The sequence below is a fragment of the Burkholderia sp. Ax-1720 genome (genome assembly GCF_011753035.1).
Classification (GTDB): Bacteria; Pseudomonadota; Gammaproteobacteria; order Burkholderiales; family Burkholderiaceae; genus Burkholderia; species Burkholderia gladioli.
Genome location: NZ_VWWK01000034.1, coordinates 25,499 through 42,486 on the forward strand (window position 1 = coordinate 25,499; position 16,988 = coordinate 42,486).

Annotated in this window: 13 protein-coding genes; 4 read left to right on the forward strand and 9 right to left on the reverse strand. The window is 69.4% G+C overall.

The annotated features are described in order from the left end of the window. The first annotated feature begins 89 nt into the window (after window positions 1–89). Together F3J18_RS13270 and F3J18_RS13275 are read left to right on the forward strand one after the other, a co-directional pair. A complete protein-coding gene (locus F3J18_RS13270; protein WP_166913078.1) occupies window positions 90–1,001 on the forward strand; it encodes a LysR substrate-binding domain-containing protein in 912 nt (303 codons plus the stop codon). A 168-nt stretch (window positions 1,002–1,169) separates the two neighbouring features. Next, complete coding sequence (locus tag F3J18_RS13275) at window positions 1,170–2,162, forward strand: LysR family transcriptional regulator (protein WP_166913079.1); 993 nt, start codon at window positions 1,170–1,172, stop codon at window positions 2,160–2,162. Window positions 2,163–2,196: 34 nt separating this feature from the next. On the opposite strand, the gene F3J18_RS13280 is transcribed toward F3J18_RS13275, so the two are convergent. Continuing rightward, a complete protein-coding gene (locus F3J18_RS13280; protein ID WP_166913080.1) occupies window positions 2,197–3,957 on the reverse strand; it encodes a penicillin-binding protein 2 in 1,761 nt (586 codons plus the stop codon). Between the two features lie 145 nt (window positions 3,958–4,102). Continuing rightward, entirely contained in the window at window positions 4,103–5,032 is a 930-nt protein-coding gene (locus F3J18_RS13285) for a LysR family transcriptional regulator (RefSeq protein WP_166913081.1), read from the reverse strand. A 157-nt stretch (window positions 5,033–5,189) separates the two neighbouring features. Here F3J18_RS13285 and F3J18_RS13290 point away from each other — a divergent pair, with 157 nt between their 5' ends. Further along, window positions 5,190–6,479: an MFS transporter gene (locus tag F3J18_RS13290; RefSeq protein WP_166913082.1), complete on the forward strand. Its 1,290-nt coding sequence runs from the start codon at window positions 5,190–5,192 to the stop codon at window positions 6,477–6,479. Between the two features lie 90 nt (window positions 6,480–6,569). After that, a complete protein-coding gene (locus tag F3J18_RS13295; protein WP_166913083.1) occupies window positions 6,570–8,099 on the forward strand; it encodes a M81 family metallopeptidase in 1,530 nt (509 codons plus the stop codon). Between the two features lie 248 nt (window positions 8,100–8,347). Here the strand turns inward: F3J18_RS13295 and F3J18_RS13300 are convergent, their stop codons facing one another. From F3J18_RS13300 to F3J18_RS13330, 7 genes are all read right to left on the reverse strand, one after another. Beyond that, complete coding sequence (locus F3J18_RS13300) at window positions 8,348–9,097, reverse strand: creatininase family protein (protein ID WP_025099871.1); 750 nt, start codon at window positions 9,095–9,097, stop codon at window positions 8,348–8,350. A gap of 245 nt (window positions 9,098–9,342) precedes the next feature. Next, the gene (locus F3J18_RS13305) at window positions 9,343–9,528 is read right to left on the reverse strand and encodes a hypothetical protein (protein ID WP_166913084.1); all 186 of its coding nucleotides are present in this window, start codon (window positions 9,526–9,528) and stop codon (window positions 9,343–9,345) included. A gap of 194 nt (window positions 9,529–9,722) precedes the next feature. After that, window positions 9,723–10,544, reverse strand: coding sequence for a LuxR C-terminal-related transcriptional regulator (locus F3J18_RS13310; RefSeq protein ID WP_025099873.1), 822 nt, complete (start codon window positions 10,542–10,544; stop codon window positions 9,723–9,725). 947 nt (window positions 10,545–11,491) lie between these two features. After that, window positions 11,492–12,586, reverse strand: a complete 1,095-nt coding sequence (gene sfnG / locus F3J18_RS13315) for a dimethylsulfone monooxygenase SfnG (RefSeq protein WP_013689691.1) — start codon at window positions 12,584–12,586, stop codon at window positions 11,492–11,494. A 156-nt stretch (window positions 12,587–12,742) separates the two neighbouring features. Then, window positions 12,743–13,666: a sugar phosphate isomerase/epimerase family protein gene (locus F3J18_RS13320; RefSeq protein WP_166913085.1), complete on the reverse strand. Its 924-nt coding sequence runs from the start codon at window positions 13,664–13,666 to the stop codon at window positions 12,743–12,745. Window positions 13,667–13,690: 24 nt separating this feature from the next. Then, window positions 13,691–15,361, reverse strand: coding sequence for a GMC family oxidoreductase N-terminal domain-containing protein (locus F3J18_RS13325; protein WP_166913086.1), 1,671 nt, complete (start codon window positions 15,359–15,361; stop codon window positions 13,691–13,693). Between the two features lie 58 nt (window positions 15,362–15,419). Continuing rightward, window positions 15,420–16,952, reverse strand: a complete 1,533-nt coding sequence (locus F3J18_RS13330) for an amino acid permease (protein ID WP_160638681.1) — start codon at window positions 16,950–16,952, stop codon at window positions 15,420–15,422. Between the last annotated feature and the right edge of the window lie 36 nt (window positions 16,953–16,988).

The following is a 16,988-nucleotide window of genomic DNA, read 5'->3' on the forward strand; positions in this document are numbered from 1 at the left end:
TCCATGGGCATATCGAAAGCTCCGATGCTAGCGAGGTCGCTTGATCGATTGACGATCAATCGACGCCTATAATGCACATTTCGTGATGAATGGAGTTCGCCGTGGACACCGCTTTCGGCCCTCAATCGGCCAGCCTCGACATCGTCCTGCTGCGCACCTTCGTGGCCGTGATCGAACTGGGCGGCTTCGCGCCGGCCGCCGAGCGGCTGGCGCTGACGCCCTCGGCCGTCAGCGGCCATATCAAGCGGCTAGAAGACAGCGCCGGCGCGCGCCTGCTGGAGCGCACCACGCGCCGCGTGGCCGCCACGCCGGCCGGCGAGACCCTGCATCGCTACGCGCGCAACATCCTCGACCTGGAACGCGAGGCGCTCGCGCGGCTCAAGGGCTCGTCGATCCAGGGCCGGCTGCGGGTGGGCGCCTCGGAGGATTTCGCCGGCACCTGGCTGCCGGGCGTGCTGCAGGCCTTCCAGCGCGGTTATCCCGATGCCGCGATCGAGTTGAAAGTCGGCATCACGCCGGACCTGGTGCGCCAGCTCGCGCGCGGCCGGCTCGACATCGTGTTCGGCAAGCAATGCGGGCCGATCGATCGGGACGGCGAACTGCTTTGGGAGGAACCGCTGGTGTGGGCCTATGCCGAGCAGGCGCCCTTCTCGCCCGACACGATCGTGCCGCTGGCCGCCTTCGCGGCGCCCTGCATCTATCGCGACGCGGCCGTCACCGCGCTCGGCGAGAGCGAGCGCGAATGGCGGCTCGCCTTCGAGAGCAGCAGCATGGCCGGCTGCCTGTCCGCCGCGTTGTCGGGCTTCGCGGTGGCGCCGGTGGCGCGCAGCCAGCTGCGCCCAGGGCTGCGCGCGCTGGGCCGTCGCGAAGGCATGCCGGCGCTGCCCCAGGTGCGCTTCTACGCCTTCATCGGCAAGCGCACGCCGGCCACCCTGGCGCTGGTGCGCGCCGTGCACGAGGCCGGCAGCCCGGGCCGCTTCGCGCCGCGCAACGCGGCCTGAGCTCGCGGATCGTCAACCCGGGTTCCTTAATCCGGCTAATTCATGCAGGCCCGCGCCGCCTGACGATTCGATTACGAGTTTGCTAGAATCGCGCCCATCAAGGGATTTTCAACGATCGACCGATCTCGTCTGGCACAAACCAGGCTTATCGATCGATTAGCCACACTAATGCAAAAGATTCTCGACTCATCGATGCTGGGCGCGCTGCGCTGCTTCGCCTGCGCCGGACAACTGCTCAGCTTCACGCGCGCGGCCGACGTGCTGAGCCTCACGCAGAGCGCCGTGAGCCAGCAGATCCGCCAGCTCGAAAACCGCCTCGGCTACCCGCTGTTCGTGCGCGAACACCGCCGCCTGTCGCTCACGCGCGAGGGCACCATGCTGCTCGAGGGCGTGCGCCGCGGCTTCGACGAGATCGAGACCACCCTGGTGCGAATCGCCAGCGCCGACGATCCGGTGCGCGTGGGCTGCTGCCCCTCGTTCGCGATGCTGTGGCTGGTGCCGCGCCTGTCCGACTTCCACCTGCAGTTCTCGCGCAATCCGGTGCAGTTGAAGGCCGAGTTCACGGCGGCCGGCCTGCCCGATCACGACACCACCGGGGTCGATATCGCGATCCGCTATTCGGTCGACGATTTCAGCGACATCGAGCATGCCGATGCCCTGCTCGACGAATGGCTGCTGCCGGTGGCGACGCCCGCCTACCTGGAGCGGCATCCCTCGCTGCGCGCCGGCAAGCTCGACCGCAAGGTCGCCTTCCTGCACGACGCGGCGGCCTGGACCGGCTCCTCCGATTCGGCCGAGTGGCAGGCCTGGCTGGAAGCGGTCAAGCCGGCCTGGCTGCCGCGCATCGACGGGCCGCGCTTCAATCTCGGCAGCATGGCCTTCAACGCCGCGCTCAACCACCAGGGCGTCGCGATCGGGCGCGTGTCGATGCTGCTCGACGACCTGCGCGACGGTCGGCTGGTGCCGGTGGTGCCGGTGGCGATCCGCTCGCCGGCGCGCTACTGGATGATCCGCCGCGCCGACAGCGCGATGTCGGTCGGCTCGTTCCGCGCCTGGATCCGTCAGCAGTGCTCACACTATGCGCTGCGCCGCGCGCACGACATCGGGCAACTCGGCGTGAGCCTGGGGCAATCGCCCGAGCCCTCGCGCGCCGCCCGCTGAGCGCACCTGCGGCGCGCGAAGCGAAACCGCCGCCTCAACGCGACGAACGCCACGAACGCGACGAAACCGGCGCGCCCGGTCGCGAGGGCACGCGATCGGGCGGCACGCCGAGCACATGCAGCGCGCCCTCGGTGATCGCCGCGAACACCGGCCCGGCCACCGGCCCGCCGTAATACGAGACCTTGCGCGGCGTATCGATCATCACCGCCACCACCACGCGCGGCCTCGACATCGGCGCCATGCCGACGAACACCGCGCGATACTGCCCCGCCGCGTAACCATGCCGTCCATCGCTCTTGCGCGCGGTGCCCGTCTTCGCGCCGACGCGATAGTCGGGCAGGCGCGCCATGGTGGCGGTGCCGCCCGGCGCGACAGTCTCCTCCAGCATGGCGCGCACCCGGGCCGCGACGGCGGCCGGAATCACCGCCGCGCCCGGCCGCGCATCGCGGAGCGCCGGCGTCTCGTGCAGCAGGCTCAGGCGCGTGGCGCGCCCGTCGTTGGCCAGGATCACGTAGGCGCGCGCCAGTTGCGCGAGCGACACCGACAAGCCGTAGCCATAGGACATGGTGGCCTGCTCCACCGGCCCCCAGCGATGCGGATTGCGCAGCGTGCCCGACACCACGCCGGGAAATCCCTCGAGCGGCGCGCCGCCCAGGCCGAAGCGCCGGAAGTTGTCCCACATCGCCTGCGCGCTCAGCAGTTGCGAGATCTTCACCATGCCGATATTGCTCGACTTGGCGATCACCTGGCCGGTGTCGATCACGCCATGGTCCGAGGTATCGCGAATCCGCGCGCCATGGAATTCCAGCACGCCGGGCGAGGTATCGAAGCGCGTGCCGGGCGTGATCAATCCATCGGCCAGTGCCAGCGAGACGGTCAGCGGCTTGATGGTCGAGCCGGGCTCGAAGGTGTCGGTCAGCGCGCGATTGCGTGGCGGGCCGCCCGCCAGCGCGCCAGGATCGTTCGGATCGAAGCTCGGCACGTTGGCGAGCGCGAGGATCTCGCCGCTGGCCACGTCCACCGCGATCGCGCAGCCGGCCGCCGCCGCCGTGCGCTCGACGCCGCGCGCCAGCGCCTCCTGCGTGAGCCGCTGGATCTGCCGGTCGATCGACAGCACCAGGTCGGGCTGCGGTTCGGGCAGGTCCGAATCGCGCGGCTCGGTCACGGCGCGGCCGAGCCGGTCGACGATCATCGTGCGGCTCGCGGCCTGGCCGCGCAGCGCCGCGTTGCCGGCCAGCTCGATGCCCTCCAGCCCCGCGCCGTCGCGGCCGGTGATGCCGATCACCTGGGCCAGCGCATCGCCTTCCGGGAAGTAGCGTTTCTGCGCGGCGATCGCGTGCAGGCCCGGGATTGCGCTCGCCAGCAAGGGGCGCGCGACCTCCAGCGGCACCGCGCGCCGCAGCGGCGCGAAGCGTCCGCCGCGCCGCCGGAACCCATCGACCGCAGCCGGCGACAGATGCAGCGCGGCGGCCAGCTCGCCGACCTGCCCGGGCGTGGCGCGCGCGAAATCCTGCGGATCGAGCCACAGATCGTCGACGGGTTCGCTGATGGCCAGCACGTTGCCGCGCCGGTCGAGGATCTTCGAGCGCAGCGCCACCGCGCTGAAGGTGCGCTCGTAGCGCCGCCGCCCCTGCTCGACGAAGAACTCGCGATGCGCCACCTGCACCCAGGCGGCACGCGCGACCAGGGCCAGGAAACCGAGCGTGAGCAGCAGCACCACCAGGCGCGAGCGCCAGGCGGGCAAGCCGGCCGGCACGCCGGGCGAACGATGGAAGGAGAAGTGCTCGCGTGACATGCGCCGGGCGATCCGTGCCGGCGGCGAAGCCGGCTCAGTGAGGAAGGCCGGCGATTGTGTCGAGCGCGCGCGCGGCGCTCAAGCGACGATTTCTTGGGCGTGGATTAGCCCGCTTAATGCCTGCGCCACGACGGGCGGCGCGCATTCAATCGCGCGCGCCATCCGCCCCGGCGAATACCGACATGCGCCGCATGATCCAGTCCAGCAGCTCGTTGGCGGCGGCCACCAGCGGCCTGCCCGGCTTCACCAGCAGGCCCGCCTTGATGTCGAGGAACAGCGGATGCGAGATCGGCACCACGGCGAGCTTGTCCGCCGCCAGCTCGCGCTGCACCGCGAACTCGCCGATCAGCGCGACCATCGAGCCGGCCTCGACGATGCGCTTGAGCGCGGTCAGCGAGTTGGCCGTCAGCGAGGGATGGATCCGCACGCTCTCGGCGAACTCCAGCATGCGCGCCGCGTGGCCGATGCCGAAGGTCGAGGGCATCAGCGCGAGCGGATGCGCCAGCACCTCGGCGACGCTGGCCGGCCCGCCGCGCCGCGCGAGCGGATGATCGCGGCGGGTCAGCAGCACGATCGGCTGCGCGACCGTCATGCGATGCACCACCAGCGGATGCGGCGGCGGGTTGTAGGCCAGGCCGATATGCGCGCGGCTCTCGGCGATCGCGTCGAGGATGTCGTCGACCGGCAGCATGTTCAGCTCGACGCTCACGCCGGGATAGGTGGCGAGGAACTCGGCCAGCACCTCGTCGACCAGGCTGTCGACGAAACCCTCGCTGACCACCAGTTGCACATGCCCCTGGTGCAGCCCCTTGAGCGCGTGCAACTGCTCCTCGAGCTTCTCCTGGTGAGCGCGATAGCCGCGCCAGAATTCCAGCAGATGGGCCGCCGCCTCGGTGGGCTTCACGCCGCGCGCGAGCCGCTCGAACAAGGTGGTGCCGAGCTCCTCCTCGAGCAGGCGGATCTGGCGCGTGATCACCGAGGGCGAGGTGTTCAGGTGGTCGGCCGCGCCGCGGATCGAACCATGGGTGAGGACCTCATGGAAATAGCGCAGGCGCTGCTGGTTGATTTCTCGCATGAATCGACTCGGGGCGAAAAGGAAGGCGGCGGCGGGAGTGTTGCCCTGGCGGCAACGATACATGAACCGAGTTGCTGTTGCTCGTGCTTTTTGGGCTGGACATCATTCGCACACCAGAACGTGAAGGCCGAGCCGAGCCACGCCACCGGAGATCCCCATGTCGACTGTTTCCCGCGTCGGTCTCGACGCCCGCGCGTCCTCGCTCTATGCGAAGGTCAACCTGCGACTGCTGCCGTTCCTGCTGCTCTGCTACCTGTTCGCCTACCTGGACCGCGTCAACGTCGGTTTCGCGAAGCTGCAGATGCAACAGGACCTGGCGCTGTCGGATGCCGCCTACGGGGCGGGCGCCGGCATCTTCTTCATCGGCTACGTGCTGTTCGAGGTGCCCAGCAACCTGCTGCTGCCGAGGATCGGCGCGCGCCGCACCTTCAGCCGGATCCTGTGCCTGTGGGGCATCACCTCGGCCTGCATGCTGTTCGTGCGCAATGTGCCGATGTTCTACGCGATGCGCTTCCTGCTCGGCGTGTTCGAGGCCGGCTTCGCGCCCGGCATGATCTGGTACCTGTCGCGCTGGTACGGCCCCTCGCGGATGGGGCGCGCGATCGCCATCGTGTTCCTGGCCGGGCCGATCGGCGGCATCGTGGGCGGCCCCTTGTCGGCCGCGCTGATCACCACGCTCGACGGCCGCCTGGGCCTGGCGGGCTGGCAGTGGATGTTCCTGGTGGAGGGCCTGCCCTGCGTGCTGCTGGGCCTCCTGACGCTGCGCGTGCTGCCCGATCGCGCCGCCGACGCGCGCTGGCTCGATGCCGAGGAGAAGCAGCGCATCGAGGCCGAGATCGCCGCGCCCCACCTGCACGAACGCGGCTTCGGGCGCGCCTTGCGCGACCTGGCGATCTACCGGCTGGCGATCGCCTACTTCAGCCTGATCGCCGCGATCTACGCGATCAGCTTCTGGCTGCCCACCCTGCTCAAGGCGCGCGGCGCCACCAACCTGATCACGCTCGGCTGGTACAGCGCGATTCCCTACCTGGCCGCCGCGATCGGCATGACCTGGATCGGGCGCCGCTCGGATCGCACCGGCGAGCGCCGCTACCACGCGGTGGTGCCGGCCTGCGCGGCGGCCCTGGCGCTGGCCGCGGCGACGCGCTTCGACGCGCAACTGCCGATCGCGCTGGCCCTGCTGACGCTGGCCACCGCCGCGCTGTGGATGGCCTACACGGTGTTCTGGGCGATTCCCTCGAACTTCATCAAGGGCGCCGAGGCAGCCGGCGTGATCGCGCTGATCAACACCATCGGCCTGTCCGGCGGCTTCTGGGGCCCGGCCATGATCGGCTGGGTCAAGACCGCCACCGGCAGCCTCGACACGGGCCTGCTCGCGCTGGCCGGCTTCCCGCTGCTGGCCGCCGTGCTGCTCGCCACCAACCGGCTCAGCGCCGCGCCGCGCTGAGTACCGGGCGCCGGCTTCGCGGCCCGGCTCGCACCCGCTTCCCCGGCGGCGCCTCGCGGCGCCGCGCCGTCTTTTCCTTCGGACTCCACGATGAAGATCCTGATTGCCGGTTTCCAGCACGAGACCAATACCTTCGCGCCCACCCGCGCCGACTACGACAGCTTCGTGCGCGGCGAGGGCTTTCCCGCGCTGCGCCGCGGCGCCGAGGTGCTGGCGCTGCGCGAGGTGAACATCCCCGCCGGTGGCTTCATCCGCGCCGCCGAGGCGCGCGGCCACGCGCTGCTGCCGGTGATCTGGGCCGGCGCGAGCCCCTCCGCGCACGTCACGCGCGAGGCCTACGAGCGCATCGCCGGCGAGATCCTCGACGCGGTGCGCGCCGGCGGTTTCGAGGCGATCTACCTGGACCTGCACGGCGCGATGGTGGCCGAGCATGTCGACGACGGCGAGGGCGAACTGCTGGAGCGGATCCGGCGCGAGCTGGGCGCGGGCGTGCCGGTCATCGCCTCGCTCGACCTGCACGCCAACGTGACGGCGCGGATGCTGCGCGACGCCGACCTGCTGGTCGCCTACCGCAGCTATCCGCACGTCGACATGGCCGAGACCGGCGAACGCGCGCTGCACCTGCTGGAGCGCCTGGCCGCCTCGCCCGCGAAGCCGGTTTGCGTGGCGCGCGGCCTGCCCTTCCTGATTCCCGTCAACGCGATGTGCACGCGCTTCGATCCGGCCCGCGCGCTCTACCAGGAACTCGCGCGGCTCGAACACGACGACGAACGGCTGCTGTCGCTGTCCTTCGCGCCCGGCTTCCCGGCCGCCGACTTTCCCGAATGCGGGCCGATGCTGTGGGGCTACGGCATCGACGCCGACCCGATCGAGCGGCGCATCGATGCCCTGTCGCGCGCGCTGGTCGCCGACGAGTCGAGCTGGCGCGTCGATTTCCTGAGCCCCGACCAGGCGGTGCGCGCGGCCCTGCACGCGAGCGTCGGCGCCACCCGGCCGGTGATCATCGCCGACACGCAGGACAACCCCGGCGCGGGCGGCGACGCGAACACCATGGAACTGGTGCGCGCGCTGCTGCGCAATGGCGCGCGCGAGGCGGCGGTGGGCATGATCTGGGACCCGCAAGCCGTGCGGCTCGCGCATCAGGCCGGTGTGGGTGCAAGCATCGAGCTGGCGCTGGGCGGCAGCCAGGGGCGCGACGCTCCCGCCGCTCATGCTCCTTTGACAGCCCGCTTCGAGGTCGCCCATCTGTCCGACGGCCGCTTTCGCTTCGACGGGCCGATGATGAACGGCATGGACGGCGAACTGGGCCCGGTCGCCTGCCTGCGCATCGAGGGCGTGGAGATCGCGGTGAGCGCGACCAAGATGCAGATGTTCGAGCGCAACCAGTTTCGTTGCGCGGGCATCGATCCCGAGCGGCGCGCGATCCTGGTGGTGAAGAGCTCGGTGCATTTCCGCGCCGACTTCGAGCCGATCGCGCACGCGACGCTGGTGGCCAAGGCGCCGGGGCCGATGGCGGCCGATCCGGGCGACCTGCCGTGGCGCCGGCTGCGTGCCGGCATGCGCGTGCGTCCGGGCGGGCCGGCCTTCGCGCGGGCCGACGCCCTCGCGGCCACGCGCTGATTCGACTCGCGCAGCCGTTTGCGAGATCGATTGCAAGATCGATTGCGAGATCGATTTCGGCCCGGATTGCGAACCGGGCCGCGAGCCTGCTCGCCGGCAGCTTGCCGCCCCGTCACGAACCCATCGCGATCGCATCGCGCGGCCGATCCGCAAGGCCCGCAGCCCGCGCCGCGCCCGCCATGCAAAACGGCGCGCGCCACCTCGCCGGTGGCGCGCGCCGCATCGAATCATGCTCGACGAATCACCGTTCAGCCGGGCACCACCTCGGCGCTGAACGCCTCGACCTCGGCGGCCAGGCCGATCGCGGCCTGGCGCACCAGCTCGCCGCCCTTTTCCTGCGAGGCCTGCTTCGGATGCGAGCCCATCCGGCCGTCGGGGAAGCGCGCGCGGAACTCGAGCGCCTCGCGGATCGGCCCCATCGGCGCGATCTCGGGCGCGTAGTCGGCATCCTTGATGGTATGCGGCAGCGCCCATTGCGTGACGGCGATCTCGGAGGGCGTGGCATGCACGCCATGGCCGGTCGGGAACTGGCGGTTGGCGATCTCGGTCACGCCTTCCAGGTCCCACCAGTTCTTCAGCTTCAGCGCGAAACCGCAGCGGCGGCGCGCGAAGCTGGCCTGCGCGTAGATCTCCGAAAACGCGGCCTCGATCGAGGCGATGTTGCCGCCATGGCCGTTGAGGAACAGGATCTTCTCGAAGCCGTGCACGGCCAGCGAATTGACCCAGTCGCAGATCGCCGCGATGAAGGTGCTCGGGCGCAGCGAGATGGTGCCGGGAAAGCCCAGGTGGTGCTGCGCCATGCCGATGTTGAAGGTCGGCGCGACCAGGATGTCGGCCGACTTCTGCGCCTCGACGGCGATGATCTCGGGGCACAGCCAGTCGGTGCCCAGCAGGCCGGTGGGGCCGTGCTGCTCGTTCGAGCCGATCGGCACCACGATGGTGCGGCTGCGCTTCAGGTAGGCCTCGATTTCGGCCCAGGTCGACAGGTGCAGGAGCATGATGAATTCCGTTGGCAGGTGCGCTGGGCTCGCGCGACTGCGGGCCGGACGATGCGCGGGTGGGGACGATTCGTGATGTCGCGATGGATCACATCGTCCCAGCAAGCCGCCCGATGCACAACAGCAACAAGATGAACGAAACGTTGCCCGGCAAGCAACGCTCGACTCGAACGGCCGCCTGTCACGGCGCCCGGCCGGCGCTGCGCCGATTCCTTGCCTCGCCCTTCCCTCCCCTTGCTCCGGCCTCAGCCCGCCTCGACCGCGTCCGGCTCGGCGAGCGCCGCCTCGTGCGAGGCTTCCAGCTCGGCGCTGACGATCACCGTCGGCACCAGGCGGCCGCCGTCCAGGCGCGAGCCGTCCGCGCGATACCAGAGCATCGAGACGATATCGCGCGCATCGCGCGTGCTGGTTTCCTCGAATTCCTGCTGCATGGCCCTTCTCTCTCGATGATGTGAATCGCCGCGCCCGCAGGCGCGCAAACGTTGTCGTCGACGCGCGCGAGCATCGAGCCCGCGGCGTCGATCGGCACCTGCCGCCCTCGCGCCGCCCTCGCGCCGCCCATCCTGCCGCTTGTCCTACCGTGCCGCCATCCCGCCTTGCTGTTGCATCGCGCCGCCGGCCCGCCTCAGGCTTCCTCGAGCACCCACTTGACCAGCCCGTGGCGCCCCTTGAAACCGAGCTTGGTCGCGGCGCGCTTGATATAGGTTTCCACCGTGCTGTGCTTGACGCCGAGCGTCTCGGCCATCTCGCGGAAGGTGCTGCCGGTCAGCAGGCCGACGCAGACCTCGATCTCGCGGTCGGACAGCACCACGGCCGCGCTCGACAGGCGATGCTCGAACTCGCTGCGCAGCGATTCGTTGCGCGTCTTCTCGCTGGACTCGCGCTCGTCGGCCACCGGGCGCGCGCTGGCCGCGTAGCGGCGGTGCGAGGCGTGCATCTCCACCAGCGGCAGCAGCATCTCCGCGCAGCTCTTGAGGAAGGACATTTCCTGCAGGGTGAAGTCGTAGGACTGGTCGGGGCGATACAGCGAGATCACGTAGCGCCGGTTCGCCTTGCGCGAGACCAGGTGGCACTGGAAGCCGCGGTCGTAGCGACACGAGGGCATGGCCTCGAAACCGCTGCTCGACTCGCAGTGGCGCGGCGCGTTCATGTGGATCAGCTGCGTGTCGGACGCCGCGAGGATCTTCATCGACAGCGGATCGCGCGCGATGCCGCGCTCCAACTCGTCCTTGAGGATGGTGGTGCGGATGTCCTGGTCATGCGAGGCGAAGGCGCCGAGCAGGTGCACCCCGACGATTTCGCCCTTGCTCTCGTTGACCGACCACGCGGTGATCTTGGTCGAGGCGACCTTCACGGATCCGACGAGCAAGGCGTGCAGATCCGAGGTGAAGCGCTCGGTACCGGTGCTGGATATGATTTTCCCTAGCTTGCCAAATATCTCGACCAATTCGTGTTCCTCGGAATATGTTGTTGTGCAGCCCAGGCGCGTCCTCGCCGGATCGACGAATCGACCAAGGCATCGCGGCGGCACCTGCCGGCGCCGGGTCCTGCCGATCTTCCCCTGCCCGCTTCCACCGATCGTGCCGCACGGCTACGGCCGACCTCGCGACAGGTCTCGACGCCGTCGTGGCCGGTCTATTGCGCCGGACATCGATGCGCCCACCACCACGCCCCACTCTCACGAGGCGCTTCGGGACCCGCCGGCCGCATCTGAACGGCGCCCGATCCGGGTTCCCCCCGGCGATTCCTCTCAAAACCGCCGGATGAAAAAAGGGTAGCCAGCATCCGCATGCCGCAACAAGCCGGACACACGAAGCCCCGACCTCGTTCGCGAAGCCAGCCTCGCGAACCGTGCCGGCCGATGCCACCGGCCACACGCAGGTCACAATGCGCCGCGCCGCCCGAGCCGCCGTCGACCGCCCTGATCAGGCCGGCGACAGCGCCGTTTGCGTCGCAATTCATTGTTATGGATTGCCAGCACCGCGACTGTACTGGATTTTCCATGACACAGCGCCCTCTACAAAAAAATACTTTTGAAACGAGTTACGCTGTGTTAGGAAATCTAACCCTTGTTTTATGCGAATTGCGCGCGAACGGAATGTGAAATCCATTTCCCGAATTCGGCACTTTACGCCAGAAGGCACGCCAGCCGTGGTTTCTGGTCGAAGAAAGGGAATTGTGGGGAACGCGACGGGGCGCCAGGGAAGGGCGCGAGGGGGACTATGTCGATCGACCGGCATTCTGCCGGCCTTCATTTCGTTATGTTAATCAGTTGATTAACACTGAGATTTGGTTTCACGATTATGACGTTTGAAACGATCGTTTCGTTTCAAACCGGGAAGCGCGGCGGCGGTACCGGCGATCGGCGCCGCCGCCGCGCTTCCGGCGGCGGGCTCAGGCCGGCTGCGCCTCGCGCCGGCGCTCCAGCTCGCGCACCAGCGGCAGCACGCGCTGGCCGAAATATTCGACCTCCTCGTGGTAGTGCAGGAAGCCGGCCAGCACCAGGTCGACGCCGATCGACTTCAGCGCCACGATGCGCTCGGCGATCTGCTCGGGCGTGCCGATCAGGTTGGTGCGGAAACCGTCGTTGTACTGCACCAGGTCCTCGAACTTCGAGTTGGCCCACATGCCCTGCCCCTCGGGCGCGGCCTTGCCGGCCTGCTTGACGGCGTGGCCGAAGGCGTTGACGGCCTCCACGTCGGCATGCCGGACGATCTCGTCGAGCACCGCGCGCGCCTCCTCCTCGGTATCGCGCGCGATCACGAAGGCGTTCACCCCGAAGCGCACCCGGCGCCCCTGCTCGGCCGCCGCCGCGCCGATCTCCTCGATCTGCGCGCGATGGCCCTCGAGCGTGTTGCCGTTCATGAAGTACCAGTCGGAGACGGCCGCGGCCATCCTGCGCGCCGCCGCCGAGTTGCCGCCCTGGAAGATCTCCGGATGCGGCTGCTGGATCGGCTTGGGCTTGAGCGTGTAATCGTGGAAGCGGTAGAAGTCACCGCGGAACGTGAAGTTGTCCTCGGTCCAGACGCCACGCACGGCGCGGATGAATTCCTCGGAGCGGCGATAGCGCTCGTCGTGTTCGAGCCAGGGCTCGCCGATCGCGGTGAATTCGCCCTTGAACCAGCCGCTGACCACGTTGATCGCGACGCGCCCGCCGGTGAGCTGGTCGATGGTGGCGAGTTGCTTGGCCACCACCGCCGGATGCCAGGGGCCCGGCAGGATCGCGGCGATCACCTTGAGGCGCTCGGTGGCGGCCAGCAGCGCATGGCTGATCGCCACCGATTCGTGCTGGTACTCGGCGCCGTAGCCGGCCGTGAAGCGGATCTGCGACAGCGCGTAGTCGAAGCCGTTGCGCTCGGCCAGTTGCGCGAGCTTGCGGTTGTAGTCGATATCCCAGCTGGTGCGCTGCTCGATCTTGCTGACCACCAGGCCGCCGCTGACGTTGGGCACCCAGTAGGCGAATTTCAGTGTTTCCGGCTCGTGACTCATCGGCTCGTCCCTCGAATGAACAGGCGACAGGAAGCCGTGCCGGGCGCCAGGGCGCGCGGCACGGCGATGTCGTCGGCACATGCTAGGAGCCGGACTTGATGCGGACAACCAAGGATTTCAGCTAAGGATTCCAGCCACCGCGAAGGCCCGCCCCGCTCATCGCGGCCGGGACTCGGCGCCTGCCTGCGCCGCGCGCGGCGATTCGATCAGGCGAGTCATCAATGCCTTCAATTCCGCCGCCACGCGAAACCCGTTCTGTTGCTGCTGCCGCCGGCAGAACAGCTCGCAGCTCCACCATCCCCGGTAGCCGGTCGCCTTCACCGCGTCGGTCCATTCGACGAGATCGAGCACGCCGGCGCCGGTGGGCACGTCGCGCAGCACGGCTTCGTCGGGAATGCCGCCGTCAAAGCGCAGCGAGTCGCAGACGTGGACGCCGTGGATTAGGGCCTTGTCGAGCCGCGCCACGTCCTCGGGCGTCACGCCCGACGTGTAGCAATGCCAATAATCGACGACGATCCTCACGTTGTCGCGCCCTGCCCGCGCGATCAGCTCGAGCGAGCGGTCCAGGCCGCAAAGCGGCGTCCAGGACAGCGTCTCCAGGTACAGCAGCAAGCCAGCCTGCCGGGCCATGTCGGCCAGCATGGCGAGATTGCGCGCGGTGGCGGCGATCTGCTCCTGCTCCGGCAGGCCGAGCAGGCCGGCGTAGCGCGAGGTCCGGCCGGACTGCCGCCATTCCGCCACCGCCCGCACGTCGACCGGGCCGGTGAGCACCTGCACCCCGGCCGCGCCGGTCGCGACCGCCAGCTCGAACAGTTCCTCGGCGCGCCGCCACAGCGCGCCGGCCGCCTCGCCCTGTCGCTCGATGTCCATCAGGAAGCCCAGCCCCGGCACGCAGATGCCGGCACACAGCCGCGCCAGCTCCGCGCGCGAATGGCCGGCCTCCAGATAGTCCTCGACCTTGCGGCCGGACAATTCGATGCCGTCGAATCCGGCCGCTCTCATGATGTCGAGATCGGTCACCAGGTTGGCGCCCTTCGCGACCGTCGCGTGAAGGATCAGCGCGTTCGTCCTGCATTCCATGTTTGCTCCCGGTGAACTTGCGTGTCAGGCGGCCGGCACGACGCGCCGTCCCGCGGGCGTCGTCCGCCGGGCCGCCGCCTCGCCGGTGCCCGCCTCGCGGCGGGCCGGCGCGTCGAGGCCGCGGATCAGGTCGCTGGCCTTCTCGCCGATCATGATGCAGACCGCGTTCGGATTGCCCGAGATCAGGGTCGGCATCACCGAGGCATCGGCCACCCTTAAGCCCTGCACGCCCCTCACCCGCAGCTCGGGATCGACCACCGCCAGCGGATCGACGCCGATCCGGCAGGTGCCGGCCGGATGCAGCGCGGCGTGGGCTTTCTGCTGGCAGAAGCGGCGGATTTCCTGCCGGTCGAGCACCGACTCGAACGGCACGATGCGCCGCTCGACGTAGCGGCGCATGGCCGGCTGCTCCATGATCTCCATCGCCTTCAGGCAGCCGGCGGCCACCGCGTCGAGATCGTAGGGATCGCTGAAGTACCTGGGCGACACGCGCGGCGGGTCCAGCGGATCGGCGCTGGCGAGCTCGACGGTGCCGCGCGACCTCGGGCGGATCTGCCCCAGGTTGACGGTGCAGCCGTTGCCGCCGGGCACGCCGTTGACGCCCTCCTCGATCCCCGCGCCCACCACCATGAAGTACTGGATGTCGGGGCTCGGCTCGTCGGGCTGCCCCCACCAGAAGGCGCCGCCCTCGATCAGGTTGGAGGCGGCCGGGCCGCCGCGGAACAGCGCGTATTGCAGCCCGGCCAGCGCCCGCCAGCGCAGCCGCTTGTACTTGTCGTAGCTGTCCGGGCCCTTCAGCTGGTACACCAGCGAGATCTCGATGTGATCCTGCAGGTTGCGGCCGACGCCGGGCAGGTCGGCCTGGACCGCGATGCCGTGCCGTTCGAGCGCCTGCGCCGGGCCGATGCCCGACAGCATCAGCAGCTTCGGCGAATTGAGCGCGCCGGCGCTGACGATCACCTCGCGCCGCGCGCGCAGCTCGCCCTCCCGCCCGTTCTCGACGAACCCGACGCCGACCGCGCGGCCCTGCTCGACGATGATCCGCGTGACGCGCACGCCGGTGCGCACGCTCAGGTTGCGGCGATGCCGGGCCGGCCGCAGGTAGGCGCTGGCCGCGCTGCTGCGCCGGCCGTTGCGCGCGGTGATCTGGTAGAGCCCGCAGCCGGCCGGGTCGCCCGAGTTGAAGTCCTCGTTGTAGGGCAGCCCCGCCTGCTGGCAGGCCCGCAGCCAGGCTTTGCTGAGTGGGTGGACGTGGCCGATGTCGGATACGCCGAGCGGCCCGCCGGTGCCGTGCTGCGCGTTGCAGAAGCGCTCGTTGTCCTCGGCGCGCAGGAAATACGGCAGCACGTCGGCATGGGCCCAGCCGGTCGCGCCGGCGTCGCGCCAGCCGTCGTAGTCGGCCGGCACGCCGCGGATGTAGATCATCGCGTTGACCGAGCTGCCGCCGCCGAGCACGCTCGCCTGCACCATGGTCGGCGGTTCCTCGCGATGCTGCTCGTCCGTCGGGATCCAGGGAATGCGCTTGAGCAGCGGGCCCTGCGCGGTCTTGTAATAGGCCCCCGGAATATGGATGTAAGGGCTGCGATCGGGCGGGCCCTCCTCGAGCAGGGCCACGCTCACGCCCTCGTCCTCGCTCAGCCGCGAGGCGATCACGCAGCCCGTCGAGCCGCCGCCCACGATGATGTAGTCGACCATCTGATATTCGTCTCCCGTGGATTGTCGCCGTCGCGGCCAGGCCCCGACGGCAGGTGGATCAGCGCGATTCGCGCATGGCCTCGCCGACCCGGTGGACCTGCCCGGCATCCCCGCCCGCGCGCAGCGTCGCGCTGGTGACCGGCGGCCCGGGGAAGCGGCGCCGTTCGAAACCGAACCAGGCCAGCACCATCAGCACGAAGAAGCCGATGAAGTAATGGATCAGGATGTCGGTCGGCGGCTGCAGCCCGACCCAGATGATGAAGATGCCGCCCACGATCGCCACCGCGCCGTAAGGCCTGGACAGCACGCCCAGGCGATAGGGCCCGTAGTGCCGGTTGCGCGCGAACATCGCCGCGCCGATCGCCATCCCGTAGGCGAGCTGGTAGAACAGCGCGGTGCCGGCCACCAGTGCATTGAAGGCCGAGGAATACAGCGTCACCGCGATCCCGGCGAACGCGCCGGCCCAGATCCCCACCACCGGCGTGGCGTAGCGCGCCGACACGCGGCTGAAGACGAGCGGCAGGCCGCGGTCCCGGGCGAACGAGTAGATCGCGCGAGACAGGCCGGTCAGCGCGCTGGCCCCGCAGATATAGGCGGACACCGTCAGCGACAGCACGATCGCGTCCTTCAGCAGGCGCGGCGCCCGGACCTGCTCGAACAGCAGCGCGAAACCGTCGCCGCCCTTCTTCGCGATCGCGGCCGGATCGTTCATCGCCAGGTAGAACAGCACCAGCAGCACGCCGCCCAGCACCACCGAGAGGATCACCGAATTGCGCATCGCCCTGGGCACCGCGCGGCTCGCATCGACGGTTTCCTCGGATACGTGCGCGGCCGCGTCGTAGCTGGTCACGATCCACATCGGCAGCAGCAGCGCGTAACCGAAGCTCAGCAGCAGGTTGCCGGTATGCGGCACCACCCCGCCGCCCGCGTCGCCGGTGTTGTTGGTGAAGCTGAACAGATGCGCGAGATTGGCCAGGTGCAGGTTGCAGAGCATCACCACCACCAGCGCCACGGCGCCGGCGAAGGTCACGTAGGCGCCCACCATCACGCACCAGGCCAGGGTCTTCACGCCGAAGTGATTGAGCGCCGCCCAGCCGCCCACGATCAGCGTCACGCCGAGCACCTGCTGCGCGTAACCCCAATGCGAGGTGTCGATGTGCAGCATGCCGTTCAGGATCAGCTGGTTGAACAGCAGGTAGAAGGCCACCGCCGTGCCGCCCACCGAGAACACGTAGCTGATCAGGTTGATCCAGGCCGTGGCCCAGCCCCAGCCGCGCCCGCCCAGCACCGAGGACCAGTGGTAGAGGCCGCCGGCGGTCGGGATCGCGGAACTGATCTCGCCCAGCGAGGCCGCGGTGGCATAGGCCAGGCCGCCGCCGATCAGCCAGGTCACGGTGATGCCGAAGGCCCCCGCCGTGCCCAGGCCCTGCTGCATGTTCGCGCCGAGCGCCCAGAACAGCCCGATGGCCATGAAGGACATCGCGAAATTACCGAACGCCGACATGCCGCGCGAGAGCTCCTGCTTGTAGCCGAACTGCTCCAGCAGGTCTTCGTCCCGCCGCGCCGCGTACCGCAATACCTGATCATCCATGAGAACCTCCAACGACATGCGCTCCGGCCGTCATCC